The following is a 21,631-nucleotide window of genomic DNA, read 5'->3' as shown; positions in this document are numbered from 1 at the left end:
CGTGACGATCAGCCCGAGACGACGACGCGACATCATCGACGCACTTCGTCGGGGCACGGTGCCTCGACAGGGTCTGGACGTGCTGGCCGTCGGGCTCGGGAGGTTCGAGAAGGCCGTCGATGACGAGCTCGACGTCGTGCGGCAGGGATCGGCACAGTTCAAGGCACTCCGCGGCGAGTACGGGTCCGGCAAGACCTTCTTCTCGCGCTGGCTCACCGAGCGTGCGAAGAAGAAGAACTTCGCCACCGCCGAGATTCAGATCTCCGATACCGAGACACCGCTGTATCGATTGGAGAAGGTCTATCGGCGCGTCGTGGAGAACCTCTCGACGCCCGGCGTCTCTTCGGGCGCGCTCGGGGACGTGGTGGACGGGTGGCTCTACGTGCTCGGGCAGGACGTGCAAGGGGGCGGGCCGCTGGACGCCGACTCGGTCGAGGCCCGCACGGACGAGCTCCTGGAGAAGCGGCTCGCGGCCGTCTCGAAGGAGGCTCCTGCGTTCGCGATGGCGCTGCGGGCCTATCGGCAGGCTCGTGCCACCGGACAGGAGGCTGAAGCAGATGCGCTGCTGGCGTGGCTCGGGGGCCAGCCGCACGTCTCGGCGTCTGTCCGGCGCTCGGCAGGGGTGCGGGGCGAGCTGGACCACTTCGGGGCGCTCGGCTTCCTCCAGGGCCTGCTCACAGTGCTACGAGACTCCGACTACGCCGGCCTGGTCCTCGTGTTGGACGAGGTCGAGACGCTCCAGCGGATGCGGTCCGACGTGCGTGAGAAGTCCCTCAACGCCCTGCGGCAGCTCATGGACGAGGTCGACGCTGGTCGGTTCCCGGGGCTGTACGTGCTCATGACCGGTACACCCGCGTTCTACGACGGCCAGCAAGGAGTGCAGCGGCTCGCCCCGCTCGCACAGCGGCTCCAGACTGACTTCGACACCGACGACCGGTTCGACAACCCGCGTGCGACGCAAATCCGTCTGCGCGGCTTCACACCCGACACGCTGGTGGAGCTCGGGTCACGGGTCCGGGACATCTACGCGGCGGGCGCCGAGGCCACCGGGCATATCCACACCGTGGTCGACGATGCCTATGTCGCCACCCTGGCTGCGGCGGTCGCCGGTGAGCTCGGCGGTCGGACCGGCGTGGCCCCACGTGTGTTCCTGAAGAAGCTCGTCGCGGACGTCCTGGACCGCGTCGACCAGTTCCCCGACTTCGATCCTCGCCGCGACTATCGGCTGACGGTCAGCGCGACGGAGCTGACCGCCGTCGAACGGGAGGCGCACGCACGCGGCGACCTGCGGACGGCGTCGTCAGTCGACGACGTGGACCTGGGCTTTTGATGCCTGCGGGTGCCGAGCTGGACGAGGCCATCGAGTACCACGTGGTGAACTCGCTCGGCTGGCCCTCGCTCCGGCCGCTGCAGTCCGCTGCAGTCGAGCCGGTGCGGTCCGGGGCGGACTGCGTCCTGATCGCCCCGACCGCCGGCGGCAAGACCGAGGCCGCAGTCTTCCCGCTCCTTACCTCGATGGTGCAGGGCCAGTGGAGCGGGCTGTCGGTTCTGTACGTGACGCCACTGCGCGCACTGCTCAACAACCTCTATCCGCGCCTGACGACATACGGTGGCTGGCTTGGCCGTCGGGTGGGCCTGTGGCACGGGGATATCGGCGACACCGAACGCAAGCGGATTCTCGCCGAACCGCCGGACATCCTTCTGACCACCCCTGAGTCGCTCGAGGCGATGCTCGTCTCCCGCCGGGTCGAGCACGACGGGCTCTTCGCAGGACTCCACGCGATCGTCGTCGACGAGCTGCACTCCTTCGCGGCGTCCGACCGAGGCTGGCACCTGCTGGGGGTGCTCGCCCGGCTCGAACGGCTCGCAGGACTGCCCATCCAGCGCGTGGGGCTGTCCGCGACCGTGGGCAATCCCGAGCAGATCGGGCGCTGGCTGCAGGGCGGGGAGGCCTTCGGCGGGTCGCGCGACCTGCGGGTGGTGTCCGAGGTGACCCCGCCGTCCGATCCCGAGGTGCTGCTCGACTACGTCGGGTCGGTGTCCAACGCGGCCAAGGTCGTCGCCTCCCTTCACCGCGGTGAGAAGCGGCTCGTCTTCTGCGAGTCGCGCCGCGTCAGCGAACAGCTCGCCTTCGAGCTTCGGGAGCTTGGCGTCCAGACCTTCGTCTCCCACTCGTCGCTGTCTGCCGAGGAGCGGCGTCGGTCCGAGCAGGCATTCGCTGAGGCACAGAACACCGTCATCGTCGCGACGTCCACGCTGGAGCTCGGCATCGACATCGGCGACCTGGACCGGGTCATCCAGATCGACGCGCCCAGAACCGTCGCGTCTTTTCTCCAGAGGCTGGGCCGGACTGGGCGGCGACCCGGGACCAGGCGGAACACGTTGTTCCTCACGACCAGCTCGGATGCGTTCTTGGAGGCGGCCGGGCTGCTGCTGCTCTGGCGGCGCGGCTACGTCGAACCCGTCGTACCGCCACCGCACCCGAGACACCTCACCGCACAGCAGCTGCTGGCGCTCGCGCTGCAGGAGGGTTCCTTCGGCGCCAACACATGGAAGGAGTGGTGGGGCTCGCTCGCACTGATGGAGGACGGCGAGGAGGTGCTGGCGTACCTGCGCGACGAAGCTTTCCTCGTCGAGGACGGTGGCCTGCTAATGCTCGGGCCGGCCGCAGAGAAGGCCTTCGGGCGCCGGCACTTCATGGACCTGCTGAGCTCGTTCGACGCGGAGAAGGAACTGCGCGTCGTCGCCGGCACCAAGGAGATCGGATTCATCTCGCCGCTCGCCCTACCACGCGATGGGGTAGCGAAGCTCGACTCGAAGCCGATCCTCCTCAACGGGCGTGCCTGGCATGTCGAGAGCGTGAGTTGGGAGCGGTTCGAGGTCCTCGTCAGCCCGGTCGCCTACAAAGGCGACGTGCGCTGGCACAGCGACGCCATCGCGCTGTCCTGCGAGATGATGCGTGCTCAACGGGACGTGCTCCTCGGTGAGACCCCTGACGTCCCGCTGTCCAGACGGGCGGTAGACCGGCTAGACCTGGTGCGCGAGGCGCGGACACACCAGGTCTCACCCGACGGGCTAGTCGTCGAGCAATCGGGTCAGGACGTCCATGTGTGGACCTGGGCAGGGCTCAAAGCCAACGAGACCCTGCGCGCCGGGTTGGGCGGAGCAGAAGGACAGTCTTTCAACGACATCATGGTGATCCGCCGGGCTGGACCGTTGGGCGAGCTTGCGGACGTCGCTTTCGACGACGTCGCCCCCCGCGTCTCCGCCGAGATGGTCACGAGCCTTAAGTTCTCCGTCGCGCTCCCCGAAGCGGCTGCAGTGAAGACGCTCGCCGAGCGGTTCGCTGATCGACCCGGAGCTCGTCTCGCCGCGCAAGAGCTTGCCCGACCGTCAGATGCAATTGGAGGAGAGTGACGCTGACGCTCGACCACGTCACGCCACGTTTTAGATGATGAGGTGGCCGTCAGGAGCTGTGATCTCTTCCGCACCGAGAAAGCCCGCTGGCAGAAGGTTCTGGCGCCGGGTTCAAGAGCTCTACGAGATCATGGGGCAGCACCAGCCGAAGCCAATTCGGTCGGATCGCGCATCAGTATCGGGAGGTACGTCATGACCGCAGCATGGGTGGTCCGAGCCGGGAAGTACGGTGAGCGAGCGCAGTGGGTCCTGGCGAACGGGCGCGCCGGCACTGGCTGGCAGGAGGTCCCGGATCTCACTGCGTGTAACTCGCGCAAGGAAGTTGCGGTCGTCGTCGCGGCAGCCTTCCCTGACCTCAACGCTGTCCAGCAGGCGGGCTACACCGGTCAGCTCTGGGCCCTGCGGGGACGGATCCAGGTCGGCGATGTGATGGTCCTGCCTGTCCGCGCGACCAAGGAGATTGCCATCGGACGGGTGATCGGCGGCTACGAGTACCTCTCGGACGAGGCACCCGACCGGCGTCACACGGTCCAGGTCGACTGGCAGATGAACGACCTGCCACGATCGGCAGTCAAGCAAGACCTGCTGTACACGCTCGGCAGCGCGCTGACGATCTTCGCTCCGAGCAAGGGACACGCGGTCGAGCGTCTGGAAGCACTCCTCACGACTGGGGAAGATCCAGGTGCCGTCGGATTCGGACCGACACCCAAGCCTGGCAAGGAGACTTTCGACGAGGACGCCGTCGACGAGCCCGAGCTTCATGCCGACGTCGAGGAGGTGGCGCGCGACCAGATCACCACCCGGATCGCAGAAGAGTTTGCCGGACACGATCTTGCCGCACTTATCACCGCGCTCCTTGAGGTCGAAGGCTTCACGTGCACGATGTCCCCTCCGGGCGCAGACCAGGGGATCGACATCGTCGCGGGGCGCGGTCTGTTAGGAATGGACGCTCCCAGGGTCATCGTCCAGGTCAAGTCCGGCTCAGGAGTCGGCGAGTCGGTCGTACGTGACCTGCTGGGCGTCGTCTCGACCCAGAATGCCGACCAGGGCCTCCTGATCGCGTGGGGCGGCCTCACCGGACCCGCTCGAGTGGCTGTCCGCCACCAGCAGTTCAAGATCCGTGCGTGGACCTCCGAAGATGTCGTCGATGCAGTCCTCCGGCTCTATGAGCGACTCCCCGAAGAGATGCGAACGCGACTCCCTCTCCAGCGTGTCTGGATGCTGGCATGACACCGCTGACCGGGTCCGCCGGTCGACGCGCTGCTCAATTCGTTGGCTTGATTCGACGTCTCATCCGGAGTGGCACGCAGCAGGCACGTCCCGCCCCCGCTAGACTAGAAACCGCAGAATTCCAACGATCCAGAGCCTCCGAACCACATGATCAACTTCTGAGGTCGGTCTCCCGGGTTCTCGGGAGTCGAGCCTGGCTGGAGGCCCGGATCCGCGGAAGTTCGCGGGTTCGGGCCTCTTCGCGTCCTGGGGTGTCGTGGACAGGGCCCGGGGGCAGGGTGATTGCCGAGTCGGATGGTTCTGCTGGTGCTGGCGTGATGGGAGACTCCCGCTGATGACGCGGCAGGAGACGGTTGTGGGCGTGCGGTCGAACTTCTTCTGGACGACGTATCGGATGATCGTCGTGTGGGTCGTGGCCATGTCGGTCTTCGCGGGTCTGCTGGTCGTGGTGGCCGACGCAGCCAGGTTTCCTGCCTGGTCCGTATTCGTGCTGTCGGTGATCGTTGCGCCAGCGGGGGTGATCCCGCTCCTGGGGATGCTGACCCGGCAGATCGAGCGGGTGGCGAGGCACGCGTCCGAGCGGCGTCCCGATGGCACGGTGATCCCCGTTGCGGCACTCGCGCCCTCTCGTGCGGTGGGCAGAGAGCTGGGCCTGCAGGTAGCCGGACCGAACGCGTCCGGCGGGAGTCCGGCAGCGGTGGTCGTGCTCGCCGATCGGGTCGAGCTCTGGAGCGGCAAGGACGAACCCGGCCCACGTTGGTCGGTGCCCAGGACGATCCTGGGGACCGAAGTCGGTGTAGTTCGGGTGGGCGTTGCAAACAACTGGGACGTGGTCTGGCTGTCCGACCGGTTCCGACAGCTCGCGGTCTCCCCGCGGTACTCGCCATTGCCGATCGAGGCAGGCAACAACATCGACCGCTTGCTGCAGGAGCTAGGGCGGGACCCGGACGAAACTCGTCGGAACAGCCCGCCTGAACGGCGGGGAACTGTTCGGATCGACCGGCGATTCGTCGCGCCCTTCTACCTCAAGATGACGGGTTCCAACGCCACCGCCTACCTGCACGAGGTTGAACGAGCGCTCGTGCGGGCGAGCGCCAAGATCACCGCGGACGAGGTGCGATGGCTGCTGAGTTCAGGCGACTGGCGGCGGATGGGCATGGGTGCATGGTTCGCTTTGGCAGTGCCGCCGGAGGAGGTCGGCGAGGCTGTCCTTGAAGGCATGGTCGAGTCGCATCGGGACGACTCCGCGCTGCCCCTCGCAGCGGTCAGCACGATCCTTGCCGGGCCGGACGCCATCGGAGCGATGAAGACGTACCTTGACCGGATCGCCGACGAGCCTCGTCGGGACCAGTCGTTCGAGATGGTGGCAGCTGCGATCGCCCTGCTCGGGGGGAGACCGCCAGTGGAGCCCGCGACGTGGGCTGTCGAGGGAATCGAAGAGCTACTTGCCGTGGCGCACGATCTTCAGCAGAGATTCCTGGCGGCACGGGCCTGATCATGCCCAAGGAGGCGATGGCGTTGATGAATCCCGTTGCTGACGAACGCCTTTCGTGCGGCGTCCGATGACGCTCATGCCGTGATGACGGCGCGTTCACCATCGTGCACTCCACGTGGAGCGGCGAGAGCTTCACGCCTCGCCTCGCAACCCGGCTGCGAACGCGACGCGACTCGTGCGCCAGGTCTCGGGCCACACCTGCGGAAGCAAAGCGATGAGTCGAGCTCGCTGTAGCTCGGTAGGCCGAGCGAACGGTGGAAAGGTCATGTTGTGGCCCAGCGCGGCGAGAGCGGGGTCGTGGTCGAGCAGGATCTCCAGATCTGCGATCGTCTCGTCCCAGCCGGAGCGGTTGCGCTTGAGCCACCACGCCCGACGTCGGAGGTCGGGGTCTTGGGATGACGTCAGCGGGAGCAGGTCGGCGTCCGACCACGCGGCCGGAATCTCGAGGAGGGCCTCGGACGCGAGCCGTGCGACACGATTGGTACCGGCCTGTAGCGTCTCGAACAGCAACGGGGCGTCGCTGGGGGCCACGCAGCCCATGAGCAGTCGGAGACCGGCCTTCGTCAGCGGCGGCTCGGTGCTGCGGACCAGGTCGAGCGCCGTCTCGTGCTCCACTGTGCCGCCGGCCTCGATCGGGCCATGGTAGGCCCGCGCACGCACAGCTGCGGGTCCCGTGCCTCGTGCGACATCCTGATACACCGAAAGCGCGTTGAGGCCCTGCTCCTCGTAGCGCTGCCGTGCCCACAGCCGGACCAGGACGCCAGTATCGACCAGCAGCCGCTCCACATCTGGGGCATCGAGCAGGTCAGCGGTCAGCCGGACGAGGCCGAGCACACGACTCTCGGCCGACCTGTCGCTCAGGAGGGCCGAGGCTACGACGTCGGGGGCGGCCCGGTCGGCGATGGCGTGTGCGAGGAGGCTCTGGACGATGCGGTCGTGCTCGCGCGGCAGGGCGGCGACGGCGTCGCCGACACTCAGCAGCTCGTTGGTCAGACTGTGCCGAAAGGCCATACGCCGGACCGCGGGTGTGGTCGAGCCGCGCAAGCGCGACCACAGTGTGGCTTCTCCGTGAACCCCGGCGAGCGCGTGCAGGTACAGGGGCAGGACTTCGGCGCCTCGCGTGCGTCCCTCGATGAGGTGCAGGACGGGCACGATCTGGTCCGCTTGAGTCAGCGATGTTCTGCGGAGCACAGCCCTGGTGGCTGCGTCTCGGACGGGCCGGACATGATCTGTGAGGCGGATGGCGAGCATACGGTCGGCCAACGGGGCATCGGTCCGCGTGAGGATGCCGACGGCGGCTTCCCGGACCCGACCATCGCCGTGCATGCTCGCGAGGGCAGCGCCAAGGCAGCCGGACCTCCTGAGCGTTCCACCCTCCCAGAGGCTTGCCGTTCCCAGCGCGGCGCGGTGCCTCCAGAAACGTGCCGTCCGGTCGATCCGAAGCAGTTCACCTGCCGACGCGAGCAGCATCCAGTTCTCGATCTCAGCGAGCGGACCTAGCGCACCCGAGAGCACGGCAGCGGCACCGTCTGAGAGACGGTCGGCGATCTCGGTGGTAGCTAGCACGCCGCACATGATGTCAACGACGACAAGCGGCGGACGAGTGAATAACCCACCAGCGGCGGTCGGCCGGGTCGACCCACGATGAGGAGCGTTCGCGATGGCCAGGAGGGCACCGGAACGGTCAGTCGTGGGCCGTAGCCCGGCTGATTCCCTGCAGCGTGCTTGATGAGTCGACGAGACGCCCGCTTCGCCCTTGGCCCGTACACGAGTTTGTCGTTGCCGAAGCCGACGAGAGCGGCTCGATCATCGCGCTCATCTGCGAAGGGCAGCCAGGTTCCCTGGGCACGATCGGTGACTGGTGATTCGCCGGACGAGACTGGGCTGGACAAGTCCGCCGTCGCGACGATGGCACAGAGCTGCCCAGGCATCAGTTCCCGGCACTCGCACACGACGCATTCGGCCAGCGGGCCAAGAACAGTTCGTTCTATCCGATGGCGTGTGAGCGCTCTGTGGGTGCCGCCGGTTGGTCGGCTACGACTGCATTCAGCGTGGCTGCATCCTTGATCGCCCGTGCAAGGTCCCTCCACCTGAGCCGGGTCCCGCCAAGGCGCACCACGGTCGACAAAGCCATCGACTTCTGCTTGGAACGGGCGACTGCCGTTCCTGGAAGGACGTAGAACTCCCAGGCAGCGATGTCGAGGCCATCGTAGGGCTCGTCCTGACGCGTGGTGTGTACGCAGAACACGTACACGTCGGCAACGTGGGCATCGATCATCGTGCCGGTGGCCGCACTCCAGGATCGCTTGACCTTGGTGCCTTCGCCTCCGCCCGGGAGGCCGCTGAATCTCAGGTTTGGGGGAGCAGTGCGGTGCCACGTCTGGGCGTGTCCGGACGTCTTGACCTCGATCGTGGTCCCGTCGGGCGCCAGCACGTCATATGCGTCCCACTCGATGCGCGCCCCGGTCGCCCCGACTGACTTTGCCACGAGAAACTCGGCAAGGTGCCCGCGGGCGGCGTTCGACTTCAGGTCCGACAGGGCGTAGGCCCAGAAGTCCCGTACGGTCGCCCCGATCTCCGTAAACGGTTCGTCGCCGTTCAATCGCGATTCATCCGGCATGGCGACAACGTGCCGATCTGTGCGCTTCCTCGCGGGCAGTCTGGTGAGCCCGGCGGCTCATCGTCGTCTGCCCATTGCCTTGCCGTGATCGAAGAGTTCACGTTCGACGACATCGGCGGTCGTCCCCCATGAGCTCGCCCAACCGGCGACTGTGTCCAGGTACCGCTCGTACTGGCTCGGGGTCCAGCCCCAGTCCGTTCGCCAGCTGAGTTCAGCCTGCTCGTTGAAGGCTCTGACGACGAACCTGTCGAGGATCAGCGGACGCGGACCCGCTGCGGTGCCCCAGCCGGCAAAGTAGAGCACCTTGGTGAAGAATGCCGGGCCGATCCCGCTGAGATGCGTGTCGCCACCCCTTCGGAGGCTTCGGTAAGCGGCGACGGCACCGTCCTCGCGCAACATCGTGATTGCCTTCAGGAGGCGTTCGCCGGCGTCGTCGTGCGAGTGCAACGGGCGGGTGCGCCGGACGACTCCGAGGCCCGCTGTTCCGGTACCCCACACGCACGCTGCGACATAGCACCGCACAGCTTGGGCGGGCGTCTCGACATGTGCGGAGAGCTTGAAGACGTCCTCGCGAGTGATCCGGTGGGTGCGGCCCGTGACCTGGAGAAAATCAAGCTCGTCCGGCCAGAGCTCGTCCGGCAGCCATCGATTCCAGGTCTGTGGGTTGAAAGACACCGCCTGACCCAGAACAGCTTCACTGCGTTCGGGCGCGGTCTTCTCTCTCAGCAGCGGCGGAAGATCTGTCATCGTATGGCCCCGTGGAGCCGCTCAGTGAGGTTGTGCGTGGTCCGGACCATCTACCCATTACCTCGTCTTTTCGTCGTCCCCGCGTCCACGGAGAGTCCTCGTAGCGATCTCGCCAGACAGCTTGCCCGTCACGGACCTGGCACGGTCGATGGTGCCGTTGCCAAGGCGCCTGGCGGCATCGACGCCGTCCGCCCCGGTCTCGATCGCCTTGTCCTTCACCTCTGTGACGGCGTCCACCCATCGCCTCGCCTCCAGAGCCTGTCGATCGCCTTCGATCCCAAGGCGTCCGTGGAAGTCGACGACGGCGGTCGCCATCTTGTTGCTCGACTGCACCACGGCTTTGGACGAGGTCGGGTGCAGGAGTACCTTCATATTCGCCGTCCCAGCCGCTCTGTCGATCCGGGCCATGAGGTGCGCGGTGCTGTGCGAAATGAGTTCCAGCCGCTTGCCCCGTGCGACCCTCAGCGCGATGCGATGACGGTCCAGCTCCTCCGGCGACGTATCCAGCACACGGTCGAGCTCGAGTAACGCTACCGCGTCATGCAGCTGGAAGCAGCGAGCCAGAACAGCGAGCCACTCCGTGACTGCGGACTCGGCGTCCTTCGACGCTGCGGCGAGGTCGCCGACGGAGGACTTGCGCTCCAGCTTCTCTGCGAGGGCGTCGAGCTGACGCAACGCATAGGCCTGCGTCTGCGCGATCGTCATCGAGGTGGCCTGGACCTTCGACCAGGTCACCTCCGACACTCGTCCCACATGCTCCCGGATCGTCATGGCCTCCTCAATCACGAGGTCCGCTCCGATCATCTCGGCCAGCACAGCGTCCTTCTGCGCACGCAGGACGTCGTCGACCTTCGCGTCGATCGTGGCGAGATAGTCGGTGATCTCATCCATCGCCTGCTGCATCGCGAGCTGCGCCATAATCCCGGCGGCGCCCGCTAGCGCCGCCGGATTCGTCAACAGGGATCCAGGACCCTTCGCCGCGAACTCGACGAACCCCCTGATCTGACCGCTGGGTCCCTTCAGCACACCAGAGCTCAGGCCGGTCTTTGAGCTCGTCCGAAGCCCCCACTTGTCGACGAGCTGCGCCGACTCCTTGGACAGCTTCACCCAGCGACCGGAGTTGGCGGCAAGCTCGGAACCTGCCTGCGTGACGCCGGCCGCGGCACTGAAGCTCGGCCCGAGCCGCTGGAGACCGAGGTCCTTGGACTGCAGACGTTCGGTGCTGAGGAATCGTTCGACGACTTCAGGATTCCCTATGACAGCCAGGCCGTCGCCATCACTGATCAGTTGAATCTCTTGGTTCACAGTGTGCTCCCCGACCGCTTGCCGAGGGCCTGTGTTCGCGCCTCTGCAACGGTGAACTCGAAAAGGGTTAGGGCAAGCTGAGCCTGTTCCTGGTCCTTCAGCTTCCTCGCGCTCATCGGGACGGTGTCGACGACCAGACCGAATGGGTTGGCTGCCAGGTGCTGGCAGAGGCCAGTGCCGAAGAGAACCTTGAATCGATAGGCGTCGTCCTCGGCCCAGGGCTCGTCGCTGCGGACTACGCCCACGCCGACCACCTTCGCCACGGGATTGTCCTGGTGTATGGACTCTCGCACCCAGATCAGGTCTCCGGTGGTGATGCCCAACCTCCTGGGCACGTGCCATGTATGGGTCTCCTTCTTGCGTGCCATCACCGTCGTCGGTGAATCGGTGTATCCCCAGGAGTCTCGGTTCGTCGGGTTCACCGGATAGAGCCAGTGCGTCATAGCATCCTCCGTCGGACGCGGCTTGGGCCTTCCACCGCCGTCGCCTTCTGCGACGGTGCGTGAGCCCCGCCTAACCCTCGTCGAGATCCCGGTGCCGTGTCCGCTCGCAGACCGTTGTTCACCCGGGCGAAGTACCGAGCCTGCTGCCTCGGCCGGGCTCGAACCCTGCGTAGGGGCGTAGGCATAGCCATCGTGAAGGGGATAATTCAGTGAAGCGCATCTACCGTCGGCCGACTCCTCTCGGTCGAGACGACCTCGAGCGGGCACGAGCGGATCATGACGTGCCAATCATCTGCGAAGCGGCGATCGCGCTCGCCTTGACCGAGCCGGATCGGCAATGGATGGAAAGTCAACTCGTCGAGCTGATGCGGGATGCAGACGGCTCGGTCCGCTCGATTGCGGCGTTGGCGGTCGGACACCTTGCTCGCTTGCATGGGCGGACCGACCTTGACGCGGTCACGCCTGTCTTGCGGGATCTTCTCGAAGACAACGAAGCTCGTGGCAATGCCGCGAACGCTCTCGACGACATCAGCACGTTCGTTCACAACGGCATTGCCGACGGTGCGATCATGCCTGTCATGGATACGACGGATGTGAGCGACGAGGACACCGACCTCTGACCGAAGCACCCGGCCTTCGCCGCGCACTTCCGGGAACCGATCTACGACGATCCAGCGGACGACTTCGCGCCCTTCGGCAACGACGAGGGCTGGGACCTCTTGGCTGGCTGGGCAAATCGAACCGACGAGTTGGACAGCGACTCGACGCTCGCACAGATCGCGCCCGAGTGGTTCGAGGACGGTCCGCTGGCGCCCGCCGACCTGAGCGAGGAAGACGTCGACTGAACGACACCGTGCCGTGAGGAGCAGAGCTCGGCGCACGACTCAGCTGGCACCCCCGCGCCCGGCGTATTCCGTATCTACGCAGTCGATTGGCCTGTGAGCGGGCACCCTGTTCACCGGCACGGGGACACGATCACCGCCGCTGGCGACCGGGCGAATCACGTCGTTGAGTCCGAAGTCGCGGTGGCCAGAACCCGGAACTGAATTTGCCTCCGTTGGGCCGACTTCCGGTCCTGGGGTGACGGCTCCATCGCTGTACCTCTACCCGAATGGGGGATGCCGGTCTACCGGTTTGGGTGATGCCGCAGGAGGTGGGCGCACGGAAAAGTAGTGGGGTCGGCACGACCGCGGGAGCACCAATCGCGGTCGGCTCGTGTCGCCGCGACGAACCGTCCGCTACTCTCTCGGGAGACCTGATGTCCGACCAGCTCGGGATCCAACCCGGTACGACCCGTGGGCGCTCCGCACTATCTGCCCGCTATGGCAGACCGACTCGCACGACGACCTCGTTCGCGGCGACTCGCCCGAGTGTTCCTGCCACCACGGTCGGGCTTCCGCTCCCCATCGTTCGTGTGGGTGCCGGGATCGGGGCTGACGACACGTCGTGCACTCGCTTCGAGCGGGTCAAGGCTCGAGTGACGGACCGGATCGACCGTCCCCGTCGAGAGCGCGAGGGACTCGAAGGCTTCCTGCTCCGTCCCGTCCTGGCAGCTCTCGACGAGATCGAGCTGCAGAGCCGGTCGCGGGCTGATGTTCTCGACGGTCTGGTGCGTCTGCAGGGCAGGTTCGACGAGCCGGAGATCGGCTGGATCAGGAACGCGGTGACGAACTACCCAGACTTCCTGGACGAGGGTCTCGTCCCTGAGCCCGGTGTCTGGGTCCGTCGGGGCAAGGCGGGCGACGAGCTGCGCGAGCTTTACTCGTGGGGCCGAGGCTACGTGAGCGCCGATCGACGACAGCGAGTGTTCGTCCTGTTGGCCTTTGCGACTGCAACGGGTCGGTCGGCCCCGCCGTCGAAGGTCGCGATTGCAGCCCTGACGACGGCTTTCGGGACGGCGTCCACCTGGCCGGCGCCTCGCGAGTGGTCCCAGCCGTTCAGACCGACAGGCGTTCCGGAGGTCCGTCCCGACCTGGTGTCGGTGCGCCAGGTCGGTCTGCTCGACGGATCGATCAAAAAGTGGTTCGACGGGACCCCGGATGAGGCACAGGTGCGCTACGAGAGCGACGGCCGCGTCGCTGCAGAGAGCGTCCTGGGGGAGACGCTCGCGACGCCCGGCCGCAACTGTGATGACTGCAAGATCGTCGACACATGTGAGGCGATCCACCGCACCCCCGGCCTGCTCGGGATCAATGTGCCGTCGGCCCCGCTCCGCAGGGTCTCCGCCACCACACTCCGCTACCACGAGGCCTGCCCACGCCAGGCCCGCCTGCACGCGCTTCACCTGTCGAACGGCGTTCAGGAGTCCACCCGGATCCAGGTCGGCCGAGCGGTCGACGGCCTGCTCGACGCCGCCCACGGGACCGACGACGTCGGGCCGTGTCCGTCCGAGGTCCCGGCAGCGGCCCTGGTTCAGGATGGTCTCGGACCGGATGACAGGGTCCGGGCCCGGACCTTGCTGAGCCACCACGCCGCCGTCTGCCCCCTGAACACCGGCGCCGAGATCTCCGATCTCCAGGTCCAGCCGGAAGTCGTGATGTTCGACCCCGAGGCCTCCGCCGTGCTGAACGCCAAGCCCGACCTCCTCTACCGCGAGGACGGATACCTCGTCTGGCGCGAGACCACCACCAGCAGGTCCGCACCTTCCGGCCGCAAGCACCCCTTCGAGACCCGCAAGAGCCTCCAGCTGGCGCTCGCGGTCCTGCTCTGCCATTGCGGCGCGCTCGGTGAGCCGGTCGCGCGGATCGAGGTCGAGTACCTCACCGACCGTGGTCCCGACCTGCGCTACCTCGACCCGTCTGATCCGGCCACGGTGAGTGCGGCCCGCACCGTCGTCGAGCCCGTTGCCCGAAGGTGGCGTGAGGACCATACCTTCCGTCCGACCCCGGGAGCGGCGTGCCGTTCCTGTTCCTACCGCCAGTGGTGCCCCGAGGCAGACCAAACCGAGGAGGAGACCGATGAGTGAGGCCGAGGTCATCGACGAGTCGGGTTTCGTCGCCGGCCTGGCAGTCGCCGTTCACCGACTCGCCCAACAGGAGGTACCGGGCAAGCTGGTGTACGACGACGTAGTCCAACGGGTCTACAACCACTTCGTGCTGCGGACCTTGCCCCACGACGGGTACGACACCCCCGACAGCGTGCCCGCGATGATCGACCTGATCGCCGACGAGCCGGTGCGCATGTGGTTGCCGGGTTCGGACTCCGAGGCGGTCCTTGTCCACAAGGACACCCGCAGCCCGACCCAGGAGTGTGCCGAACTGATCGTCGGTAACCGTCACGACCCGATCGGGGAGAAGCTCGAGAACGAGATCCTCGGCGAGGTCCTCGACACCTGCCGGGCGCTCGACGCCCCGGAGAGCTACGAGGCGTTCCGACGCCTGCTGATCGAGAATCCGACGCTGACCTACGCCGAGCACGTCACCGAGCGGGCTCGGATGGAGCTGATGCCCGTCGTGGACCTTCTGGACCGTTGCTATGAGACCGCCTCGGCGCGTCTGCGCCGCGACGACCACTACGCGCAGTGTGCCTGGTGCGGATGCCTGCTCCGCCCGATCGGCCAGGACGAGTGGCGGTGCGACCTTGACCGCTGCCGCGCCAGGACGACGAAGGTCGGTCGCCTGATCGACTCGAACACGCCCGGCGGCGTCCTGCACCTGCGCCTGCCGTTGCGGACGTTCGTCACCGGGCCCGGCCTGTTCGAGCTCGACCTGGAGACGAAGCTGCACAAGCGTGGCCTCGACGTCGAGATGTGGCCGAAGTTCGACACGTACGACTTGCTCATCACCTTCCCCGACGGCGCGCGGTGGGCGGTCGACGTCAAGGACTACGCCAACCCGCGGGTCCTGGGCCGGAAGTTCGCCGGGATCCCGTCCGACCCGCCCTGGGACCGGGCGTTTCTCGTCGTTCCGGACTACCGCCGTACGGGGGACAAGCAGTACCTCGAGAAGTTCCGGACCGCGCGGGAGTCGGCGGGTCGTCCGCCGCTCGCGCTGCGGTTCGTCAAGAAGTTCCTGAAGGACGTGGACCGCAGGCTGAGCCTGCCGACCGAGGAGGGTTCGGATGCGTAGCACCCGTGGCTGGAGCCTGCCTGTCGTCCGGGCGCTCCAGGGCTGGCCCGACGGCCGAGCGGGTTGGCCCCGCCCGGCCGATTTGGCCGACGTCGAGCTTGCGCTCCACCTGCTGGCTGATGTCGACCCGAGCGCGCGGGCGATCGACCTTTGGCCGCTGCTCAGCGGCTTCCCCTACGCCCAGGCGTTCGTCCTAGGTCTTTCCGAGGAGAAGCTGCGCCGGATCGAGACCGCCCGCTACTACCTGAACGGTTTGCGGCGTCGGTACGTCTGGACCCAACGCCTGGAGCAGTACCTGGCTGTCGACCAGCAGTTCCGCGGCTACGACCTCGCCGCGGTCGACGCCGTCGCCGTGCGACGGCAGCCCTCGACCGCGCCCGACCGGTTCGGCGTCTACGAACGAGCACTCCAGGGCCTCGATCCGAACCCGGGTAAGGCGCTCCCGATCGCGGGCGCGGGGGAGCACCGGTTCAGCACCGGGCGGGAGACGCACGCCGTTCGCCTCCCCGCAACCCTGGTCGACGGCTCGACGCCGACCCGTATACCGCTTCGCGCAGGCAAAGCCGGCAAGGGCGAGCCGATCGTCGTCAGCCGAGCCGACCTGCGCACCGCCGCCCGGGAGATGGACGCCGCCGAGGCAGCCAACTCGTTTGTCACCAAACCGCGCAACTGGGAGAGGAGTCTCGGCGACGTCGAGATGTCCGTTGCCCTGCCGGACGGTCCCATGGCCTTCGGCCATGACGGTTTCCGGCACGACGCCGAGTGGGAACTCACCCTCGACGGCCTACTCCACATGGTCGGCATGGTCGGCGCCGGCAAGAGCACGATCATGCACCTGCTGACCTACCACTGCGTTGTGAAGCTCGGGCTGAAGGTGACGATCGTCGTCGGCGACGTCGCCGAGAGCCTCAAGAGCACTGCCGTGTTCAACGACCTGCGGCACGACGTGATCAGCGCGGCGCCCGTCATCGGCCGATCCACCCGCGAACGGCACCTCCAGCGGCTGCACCGCCGCCGGCACTCCGCTGGCGACGCCTCGATGCTCGCCCACACCGGGCCGGCCTTCGACTACCTGTCGAGCGCCTGCCCGGTCGACGCCCTGCGCGGGTACGACGGCGTCGAACCGCTCCGGCTCCACGAGGCGCCCTGCGAGAGGCTGAGGCCGGTCGCCGCTCCCGCTGGCCACCACCTCGACGTGGAGCCCGACGACGACCAGCCTGTGAAGAGTGCCGACGACACGAAGGTCGGCCAGCCGCACGGGTGCCCGCTCTGGTCGCGGTGCCCCCGGCACAAGGCCGCGCGGGAGCTCGTGGACGCGCCCGTGTGGGTCGCGACCATGCCAGGACTGCTCCACGCCCGCGTGCCGCGCCACCAGTCCGACGAGAACGTCCGGTACCTCGAGGCCGCTGCGGACCGCAGCGACCTGATCATCGTCGACGAGGCCGACCGGGTGCAGACCCAGCTCGACACCGCGTTCGCGCCCGCCGAGACGCTCTGCGACAGCGGCGAGGATTCTTGGATCGACTGGCTGCAGCGGCACAACATCAACCAGCTCACCACCCAGGGACGCAAGAACCTCGGCGACGCGTTCGTCGCCCGATGGACGTCGGCCCTGCATGTCGTCCACAACGCCGCCGACGCCATCTACATGAAGCTCAACGGCTCGGAGGACCTGCGCAAGTGGGTCGGTACGAACTACTTCAGCGCCGTCATCCTGCATCAGCGCCTCTACAGCAGGTGGGCCGGCTCCGAGGAGAACCGGACCCCCGAGCAGGAGGCCGATGCCCGGTTCTTCGAGGGCATCCTCGATGCCTTCCGGGACAACCCCATCCAGGCCGTCCACGACCGTTCCGACGACAAGGGAAGGATCGCCGCCGAGCTCGTCGACCTGACCAACCTCTTCCTCGCCTTCGGGGACGACGACGCGCGGCTCGACGACTGTCTCGTGGAGCTCACGCGTGGAGCCTTCCAGTTCTCCCAGGGGCGCGACCGCTCCCCGGAGGACCGCAACCGTGACCGCGGACGCTTCGCTCTCGCGATGCTCGTCGCAGCCCTGTCCAACCAGCTCACCACCTTGACGAACATGTGGCCCAGCGTCGAGGCCGAGCTCAACCTTGAGTCCGCTGCCAACACGCTGACCCGTCGTCCGCCCCAGGACTTCGAGCCGGTGATCGCCGAGTCCCCGATGGGCAACATTCTCGGCTTCCAGTTCAGCGAGGAACGCCCCGGACCGCCCGCCTACAGCGGCTCCCTGCGTTACTTCCACTGCAACGGGATCGGCCGCGATCTTCTCCGGAGGCTCCCCACACTGGGCCTTTCCGAGGACATTCCCGGACCGCACGTCCTGCTTCTGTCCGGAACCAGCTGGGCCGGCACCTCCACCCGTTACCACCTCGGCCCCCCGGTCGGCGCCATCCTGCGCCCGCCGCAGAGGAACGTCGACGCCGTCCGCAAGACCCGGTTCTCCGTCGAGCTCCAGTACGACCAGGACGGCAACGCCATCACCGTCTCCGGATCGTCCCAGCACGACAGGCCCGCTGCGATGAAGGCGATGCTGACATCGCTCGCGGTCGCTGACCCAGGGCTGGTCGGCTCGCTCAGCCCGCTGGAACTGGAACTGGCAGACCTTCCCGACCACCGCCGTCGGATCCTCCTGCTGACCGGCTCTTACGACGAGGCACGGGCCGCTGCCCAGTACCTCCACGCACAACCGCGATGGGCGAACAAGGTGACTCTGCTCATCGCTGACGACGCCGACCAGGACGACGCCTGGTACGCGCTGCGTCGGGGCGACGTCGCGAACTTCGCTGCGACCGACAGCGAGATTCTCGTCGCGCCGCTGCTCGCGGTCGAGCGTGGGCATAACATCGTCCTGTCCGACGGGACCGCTGCGATCGGCGCCGTCTACTTCCTGGTCCGGCCCCACGACAAGCCGGACGACATCAACCTCGCCATCCACGCGATCAACGACTGGGCAGTGCGCAAGACCCGACCCGGCGGAGAGTTCTTCGGCCTACCGGGCAGGTACCCGACGATTGACGCCGCCGCCTCCGGGTTTCGCCGGGAGGCCCAGCAGAAGTGGTTCCGCTACCTGACCCGCAAGGTCGCCTGGACCGGCCTGGCGAGCGACGAGAAGGACGCGTTTGCCTGGGACCAGCTCGTCGTGATGTGGCAGGTGATCGGTCGGCTCGTTCGCGGCGGAGTCGAGGCGCGCGTGCGGTTCTGCGACGCGGCCTTCGTCCCGTCCATGGCGAAGTTGGACGCGACCGTCGACACGCCACGCACCTCGCTCCTGCGCCGCTTCGAGCAGATCCTCGCGCCCTACTTCGACCCGCACGACAGCTCGACGACCCCGGCCGACCGAACCGTCGCTGCTGCACTTTTCGAGCCCTTCTGGGACGCCTTGAAGAAGATCGACGAAAGGGACTGACATGGCTTACGACCGGATCGAGACTGCCGCCTACCGGCTGCGGCTGCCCGCCGACCTGCCCGGGCTCCTGGGCGGGTTCCACGCCTTCAATTTCCCCGAGTCCTGGCCCGAGGTGATCCGTCAGGTCTGGGAGCACGACGCCAAGGCGTACGACCCGGAGAAGAAGTTGCCCGTCTACGGCGTGAACCGGGCGATCCGCGCGCTCGTCCCTGACGTGCTGTACGCGGGCTCCGAGCTGGAGCGCAAGGACGGGCTCAACACCTGGCTCTATGCGCGCGAGCCGATGGACGCCGGGCTGCTGAAGCGAGTCGTCCAGTCCTGGCTGCAGACCCGGCTCGACGCGAAGAGCGACTACCCGCGCCTGCGGGAGGCCGTCCGGGCTCTCGACCTCGACGCGCACACGACCGACTGGCGACCCGCCGAGATCGACCCGGACGGCGTCGGGGTGAACGAGGCGGGGACCGCCACGATCGACCCCGTGCTGTACCGGCTGATCCCCGAGGTGGTCGCCGGCCGGATCCTGCAGCTCGGAAAGTTCGACGGCGAGCTCTCGTTCGTCCAGGTCGCCAGCGACGACGGCGCCGAGCTCATGTCATGGCCGCCGCAGTCGTACCCCAAGAAGAGCCGGAACGGCGAGACACGCCTCTGGTACTACTCGGCCGTTCTCACGATCGTCATGCGAACAGTTCCCTTCGACCCGGCCCCGCGGCTCCACCTCGCGGTCTTGACACGGCGGTGGGTTTCGGAGAACAAGCTCTTCGTCCCGCCGAACCTCTCACCGTCGGTGTACGTCCGCCCGATCGCCGACCCTGCCACAGGCTTCGCCGGGACCAGGTTCGCCGTGCCGTCCCTGACCTGGAACAAGTCGGCAGGGGACTACGTCTGGCGGAACAACGGCCCGGCCGGCGTGCTCGAGAGCCTGACCGTGGGCGGCAAGTTCCCCGATGCCGCACGCATCAAGAACGACCCCGGCGCCTACCTCCCGCCTACCTCCAACCTGGAGGCTGCCGTCGCTTTCCACACCAGGATGCGGACGCACGCGGTCCAACCCGGGGTGATGCCCGACGAGCGTCGGCGGATCCTGTCCTGGGCGGCTGGGGCCCTGCCCAACGCCTTCGAGCCGGCGCTACAGCTGGAGAAGATCTCCCTGAACGGAGTCGAACGCCAGCTCGTGGAGCGCACACCGCTGCCGAAGGAGCCGAAGGAGCCGCGGCCCAAGCACGCGCCGGACGACGCAGAGGCAGCCCGCGATTACGAGGTGAAGCACGCTGCCTACGAGAAGAAGCTTGCCGAGTGGAAGGTGGAGCACCCCGTCAAGGCCGCCGAGCGGGCTCGGGACGAGGCGAGGAACTCCCAGGTCAACCGTGGAATGCTCGCCCTCGGGCTGCAGGGCGCTGAGCTCCGCATCGACGTTCTCACCGACACCGACGCGGTGCGCGCGGCACTGGTCAAGGCTGCGGGGGAGTGGTTGGGTCTCGAGCCGGATGACGGCACGTCGGCGGGCCAGGTTCTCTTCCAGGACGAGGGCCTCCGGGTGCGGCTTCTCTGCCACCCGGCCGGCCAACTGACCAGTGCCCTCGGCGACGGCACGACGCCGAAGCGTGGTGAAGCCCACCGCCGCGCGATCGACGAGCGTGCGGAGATGGTCAACGCCTTCTTCCAGAGCCAGGAGCTCGCGAGCGAACTCGCGCTGGTCGAGATTCAGGGCCTGGACGCCTACCAGAAGCAGGAGCGACGGAAAGACCCGTACAACGCAATCCGCCAGGGAGCTGCCCGAGCCGGACGGGTTACCCAGTTCATCACCACTGGCGACGGCGACGACCTTGCGTTCCGGGCCGAGGCAGCGTGGGCCGACGGGATCCGGTCTCTTGGGATCGGCCTGGTCACCCCGCATTCGGCCGAGCTCGGCCTGCCCGAGCAGATCGACCAGGTGGCCTTCTGGCTTGTGCGGCGCAACGTCACCACGACGGTCTCTCGACCTGTGTTCATGCCGATCGCTGTGCTGATCCGCCCCGGACAGCCGCGCGTGATGGCCCGGACTCCCCAGACCAAGGACTGGATCCCCTACAACCAGTTCCTGTGCGGTCTCGCCCGCGCCGACCAGCGTCCGAAGGACCTGGCCAGCGCTCAGCGGCAGAGCGAGGAGATGGGACGGTTCATGCGGGTGGTCCTCCCGTCGCTCCGCGGACGCCCGCTCCTGCTCCTCGCAGAGGCCGCGAACCTCCGCAACCGGTGGTCCTGGCTGCTCGACGCCGGACTGCGCGAGGACACGATCTCCCTCGGCGAGGCTGCCACGATGCGGCTCGCCGCACACAACAAGCAGCTTCGTGTCGTCCGCGTGCGGACCGACGCCGGTCGCCTGGAGACACCCATGTGGTGGACCGTCCCGGGCGAGGACGGGATCTCCGGCTTCACGTTCGGGCTCTTCCGGGCCGCTGGCGCGGAGCCCGGTGACCGCGTCTTCTACAGCCTGACCGAGAAGAACGCGAAACTGAACGCCCACCCCCGTAGCTTGCGCAAGTTCACGCGGGACGGGACCAAGGCTCCGTCGCCGAACAAGGTCGCCCCGGTGCCTCGGATCATCGAGCTCGATGTCGCTGGCCTGGCTCCGTCCGACGGGGACGGCGCCGCTGCGGCCTGGGCTGCGTTCGTCCACCAGCAGCGGTCCACCGAGGACTACACGGATGGGCGCGGGTTGCCTCACGTGCTGGACTTGTGCTCCAAGGCGGGGGAATACGCCTTTCCCGAGAGCTTGGCCGAGGAGGCGGACGAGGACGGCCCGGACCAGGAGCCGGCTGACGATGCAGGGTTCACCCAGGGGTCCCTGGATCTCGAGCTGTAGACCGTCGCTGTGGTGGCCGGGAGAACCCGGCCTCC

At 67.4% G+C, this 21,631-nt stretch carries 14 protein-coding genes; 9 read left to right on the top strand and 5 right to left on the bottom strand.

Features of this window, described 5'->3' with window-relative positions:
- The first annotated feature begins 1 nt into the window (after position 1).
- The 4 genes from brxD to ACIG47_RS13255 all read left to right on the top strand — a co-directional run bounded on the left by brxD (position 2) and on the right by ACIG47_RS13255 (position 6,142).
- The gene (brxD, locus tag ACIG47_RS13270; RefSeq protein ID WP_397431282.1) at positions 2-1,330 is read left to right on the top strand and encodes a BREX system ATP-binding protein BrxD; all 1,329 of its coding nucleotides are present in this window, start codon (positions 2-4) and stop codon (positions 1,328-1,330) included.
- A gap of 41 nt (positions 1,331-1,371) precedes the next feature.
- Positions 1,372-3,417, top strand: coding sequence for a DEAD/DEAH box helicase (locus ACIG47_RS13265; RefSeq protein WP_397431280.1), 2,046 nt, complete (start codon positions 1,372-1,374; stop codon positions 3,415-3,417).
- Positions 3,418-3,609: 192 nt separating this feature from the next.
- Positions 3,610-4,647 (top strand): restriction endonuclease, encoded by a 1,038-nt coding sequence (locus ACIG47_RS13260; protein WP_397431279.1) that lies wholly within the window; start codon positions 3,610-3,612, stop codon positions 4,645-4,647.
- 334 nt (positions 4,648-4,981) lie between these two features.
- On the top strand, positions 4,982-6,142 hold the full coding sequence (locus tag ACIG47_RS13255; protein ID WP_397431277.1) for a DUF6000 family protein: 1,161 nt from the start codon (positions 4,982-4,984) through the stop codon (positions 6,140-6,142).
- 132 nt (positions 6,143-6,274) lie between these two features.
- Here ACIG47_RS13255 and ACIG47_RS13250 read toward each other — a convergent pair whose 3' ends face one another.
- The 5 genes from ACIG47_RS13250 to ACIG47_RS13230 all read right to left on the bottom strand — a co-directional run bounded on the left by ACIG47_RS13250 (position 6,275) and on the right by ACIG47_RS13230 (position 11,257).
- The gene (locus ACIG47_RS13250; RefSeq protein WP_397431275.1) at positions 6,275-7,708 is read right to left on the bottom strand and encodes a hypothetical protein; all 1,434 of its coding nucleotides are present in this window, start codon (positions 7,706-7,708) and stop codon (positions 6,275-6,277) included.
- 421 nt (positions 7,709-8,129) lie between these two features.
- Entirely contained in the window at positions 8,130-8,762 is a 633-nt protein-coding gene (locus ACIG47_RS13245; protein ID WP_397431274.1) for a hypothetical protein, read from the bottom strand.
- Positions 8,763-8,819: 57 nt separating this feature from the next.
- Positions 8,820-9,509 carry a hypothetical protein gene (locus ACIG47_RS13240; RefSeq protein ID WP_397431273.1) on the bottom strand — a complete coding sequence of 230 codons (690 nt, stop codon included), beginning with the start codon at positions 9,507-9,509 and terminating at the stop codon, positions 8,820-8,822.
- Positions 9,510-9,566: 57 nt separating this feature from the next.
- Entirely contained in the window at positions 9,567-10,814 is a 1,248-nt protein-coding gene (locus ACIG47_RS13235) for a hypothetical protein (RefSeq protein ID WP_397431271.1), read from the bottom strand.
- Positions 10,811-11,257 carry a hypothetical protein gene (locus tag ACIG47_RS13230; RefSeq protein ID WP_397431269.1) on the bottom strand — a complete coding sequence of 149 codons (447 nt, stop codon included), beginning with the start codon at positions 11,255-11,257 and terminating at the stop codon, positions 10,811-10,813. Before ACIG47_RS13230 ends, ACIG47_RS13235 begins: the two co-directional genes overlap by 4 nt.
- 209 nt (positions 11,258-11,466) lie before the next feature.
- Here ACIG47_RS13230 and ACIG47_RS13225 point away from each other — a divergent pair, with 209 nt between their 5' ends.
- The 5 genes from ACIG47_RS13225 to ACIG47_RS13205 all read left to right on the top strand — a co-directional run bounded on the left by ACIG47_RS13225 (position 11,467) and on the right by ACIG47_RS13205 (position 21,596).
- A complete protein-coding gene (locus tag ACIG47_RS13225) occupies positions 11,467-11,877 on the top strand; it encodes a hypothetical protein (protein ID WP_397431268.1) in 411 nt (136 codons plus the stop codon).
- 857 nt (positions 11,878-12,734) lie between these two features.
- The gene (locus ACIG47_RS13220; RefSeq protein WP_397431266.1) at positions 12,735-14,222 is read left to right on the top strand and encodes a PD-(D/E)XK nuclease family protein; all 1,488 of its coding nucleotides are present in this window, start codon (positions 12,735-12,737) and stop codon (positions 14,220-14,222) included.
- Entirely contained in the window at positions 14,215-15,324 is a 1,110-nt protein-coding gene (locus ACIG47_RS13215) for a hypothetical protein (protein ID WP_397431265.1), read from the top strand. Before ACIG47_RS13220 ends, ACIG47_RS13215 begins: the two co-directional genes overlap by 8 nt.
- An 82-nt stretch (positions 15,325-15,406) precedes the next feature.
- Entirely contained in the window at positions 15,407-18,754 is a 3,348-nt protein-coding gene (locus ACIG47_RS13210) for a hypothetical protein (RefSeq protein ID WP_397431264.1), read from the top strand.
- A 1-nt stretch (position 18,755) separates the two neighbouring features.
- A complete protein-coding gene (locus ACIG47_RS13205) occupies positions 18,756-21,596 on the top strand; it encodes a pPIWI_RE module domain-containing protein (protein ID WP_397431263.1) in 2,841 nt (946 codons plus the stop codon).
- Positions 21,597-21,631: the final 35 nt, after the last annotated feature.

It is taken from the genome of Promicromonospora sp. NPDC052451, from assembly GCF_044547525.1.
Taxonomy (GTDB): Bacteria; Actinomycetota; Actinomycetes; order Actinomycetales; family Cellulomonadaceae; genus Promicromonospora.
This window is presented reverse-complemented; position numbering and strand designations above follow the sequence as displayed.

What these genes read in the sequence shown, in the direction of transcription:
- ACIG47_RS13260 (WP_397431279.1), top strand. Translation starts at nt 3,610, where the DNA reads ATGACCGCAGCATGGGTGGTCCGAGCCGGGAAGTACGGTGAGCGAGCG.
- ACIG47_RS13255 (WP_397431277.1), top strand. Translation starts at nt 4,982, where the DNA reads ATGACGCGGCAGGAGACGGTTGTGGGCGTGCGGTCGAACTTCTTCTGG.
- ACIG47_RS13245 (WP_397431274.1), bottom strand. Translation starts at nt 8,762, where the DNA reads ATGCCGGATGAATCGCGATTGAACGGCGACGAACCGTTTACGGAGATC.
- ACIG47_RS13240 (WP_397431273.1), bottom strand. Translation starts at nt 9,509, where the DNA reads ATGACAGATCTTCCGCCGCTGCTGAGAGAGAAGACCGCGCCCGAACGC.
- ACIG47_RS13230 (WP_397431269.1), bottom strand. Translation starts at nt 11,257, where the DNA reads ATGACGCACTGGCTCTATCCGGTGAACCCGACGAACCGAGACTCCTGG.
- ACIG47_RS13215 (WP_397431265.1), top strand. Translation starts at nt 14,215, where the DNA reads ATGAGTGAGGCCGAGGTCATCGACGAGTCGGGTTTCGTCGCCGGCCTG.
- ACIG47_RS13205 (WP_397431263.1), top strand. Translation starts at nt 18,756, where the DNA reads ATGGCTTACGACCGGATCGAGACTGCCGCCTACCGGCTGCGGCTGCCC.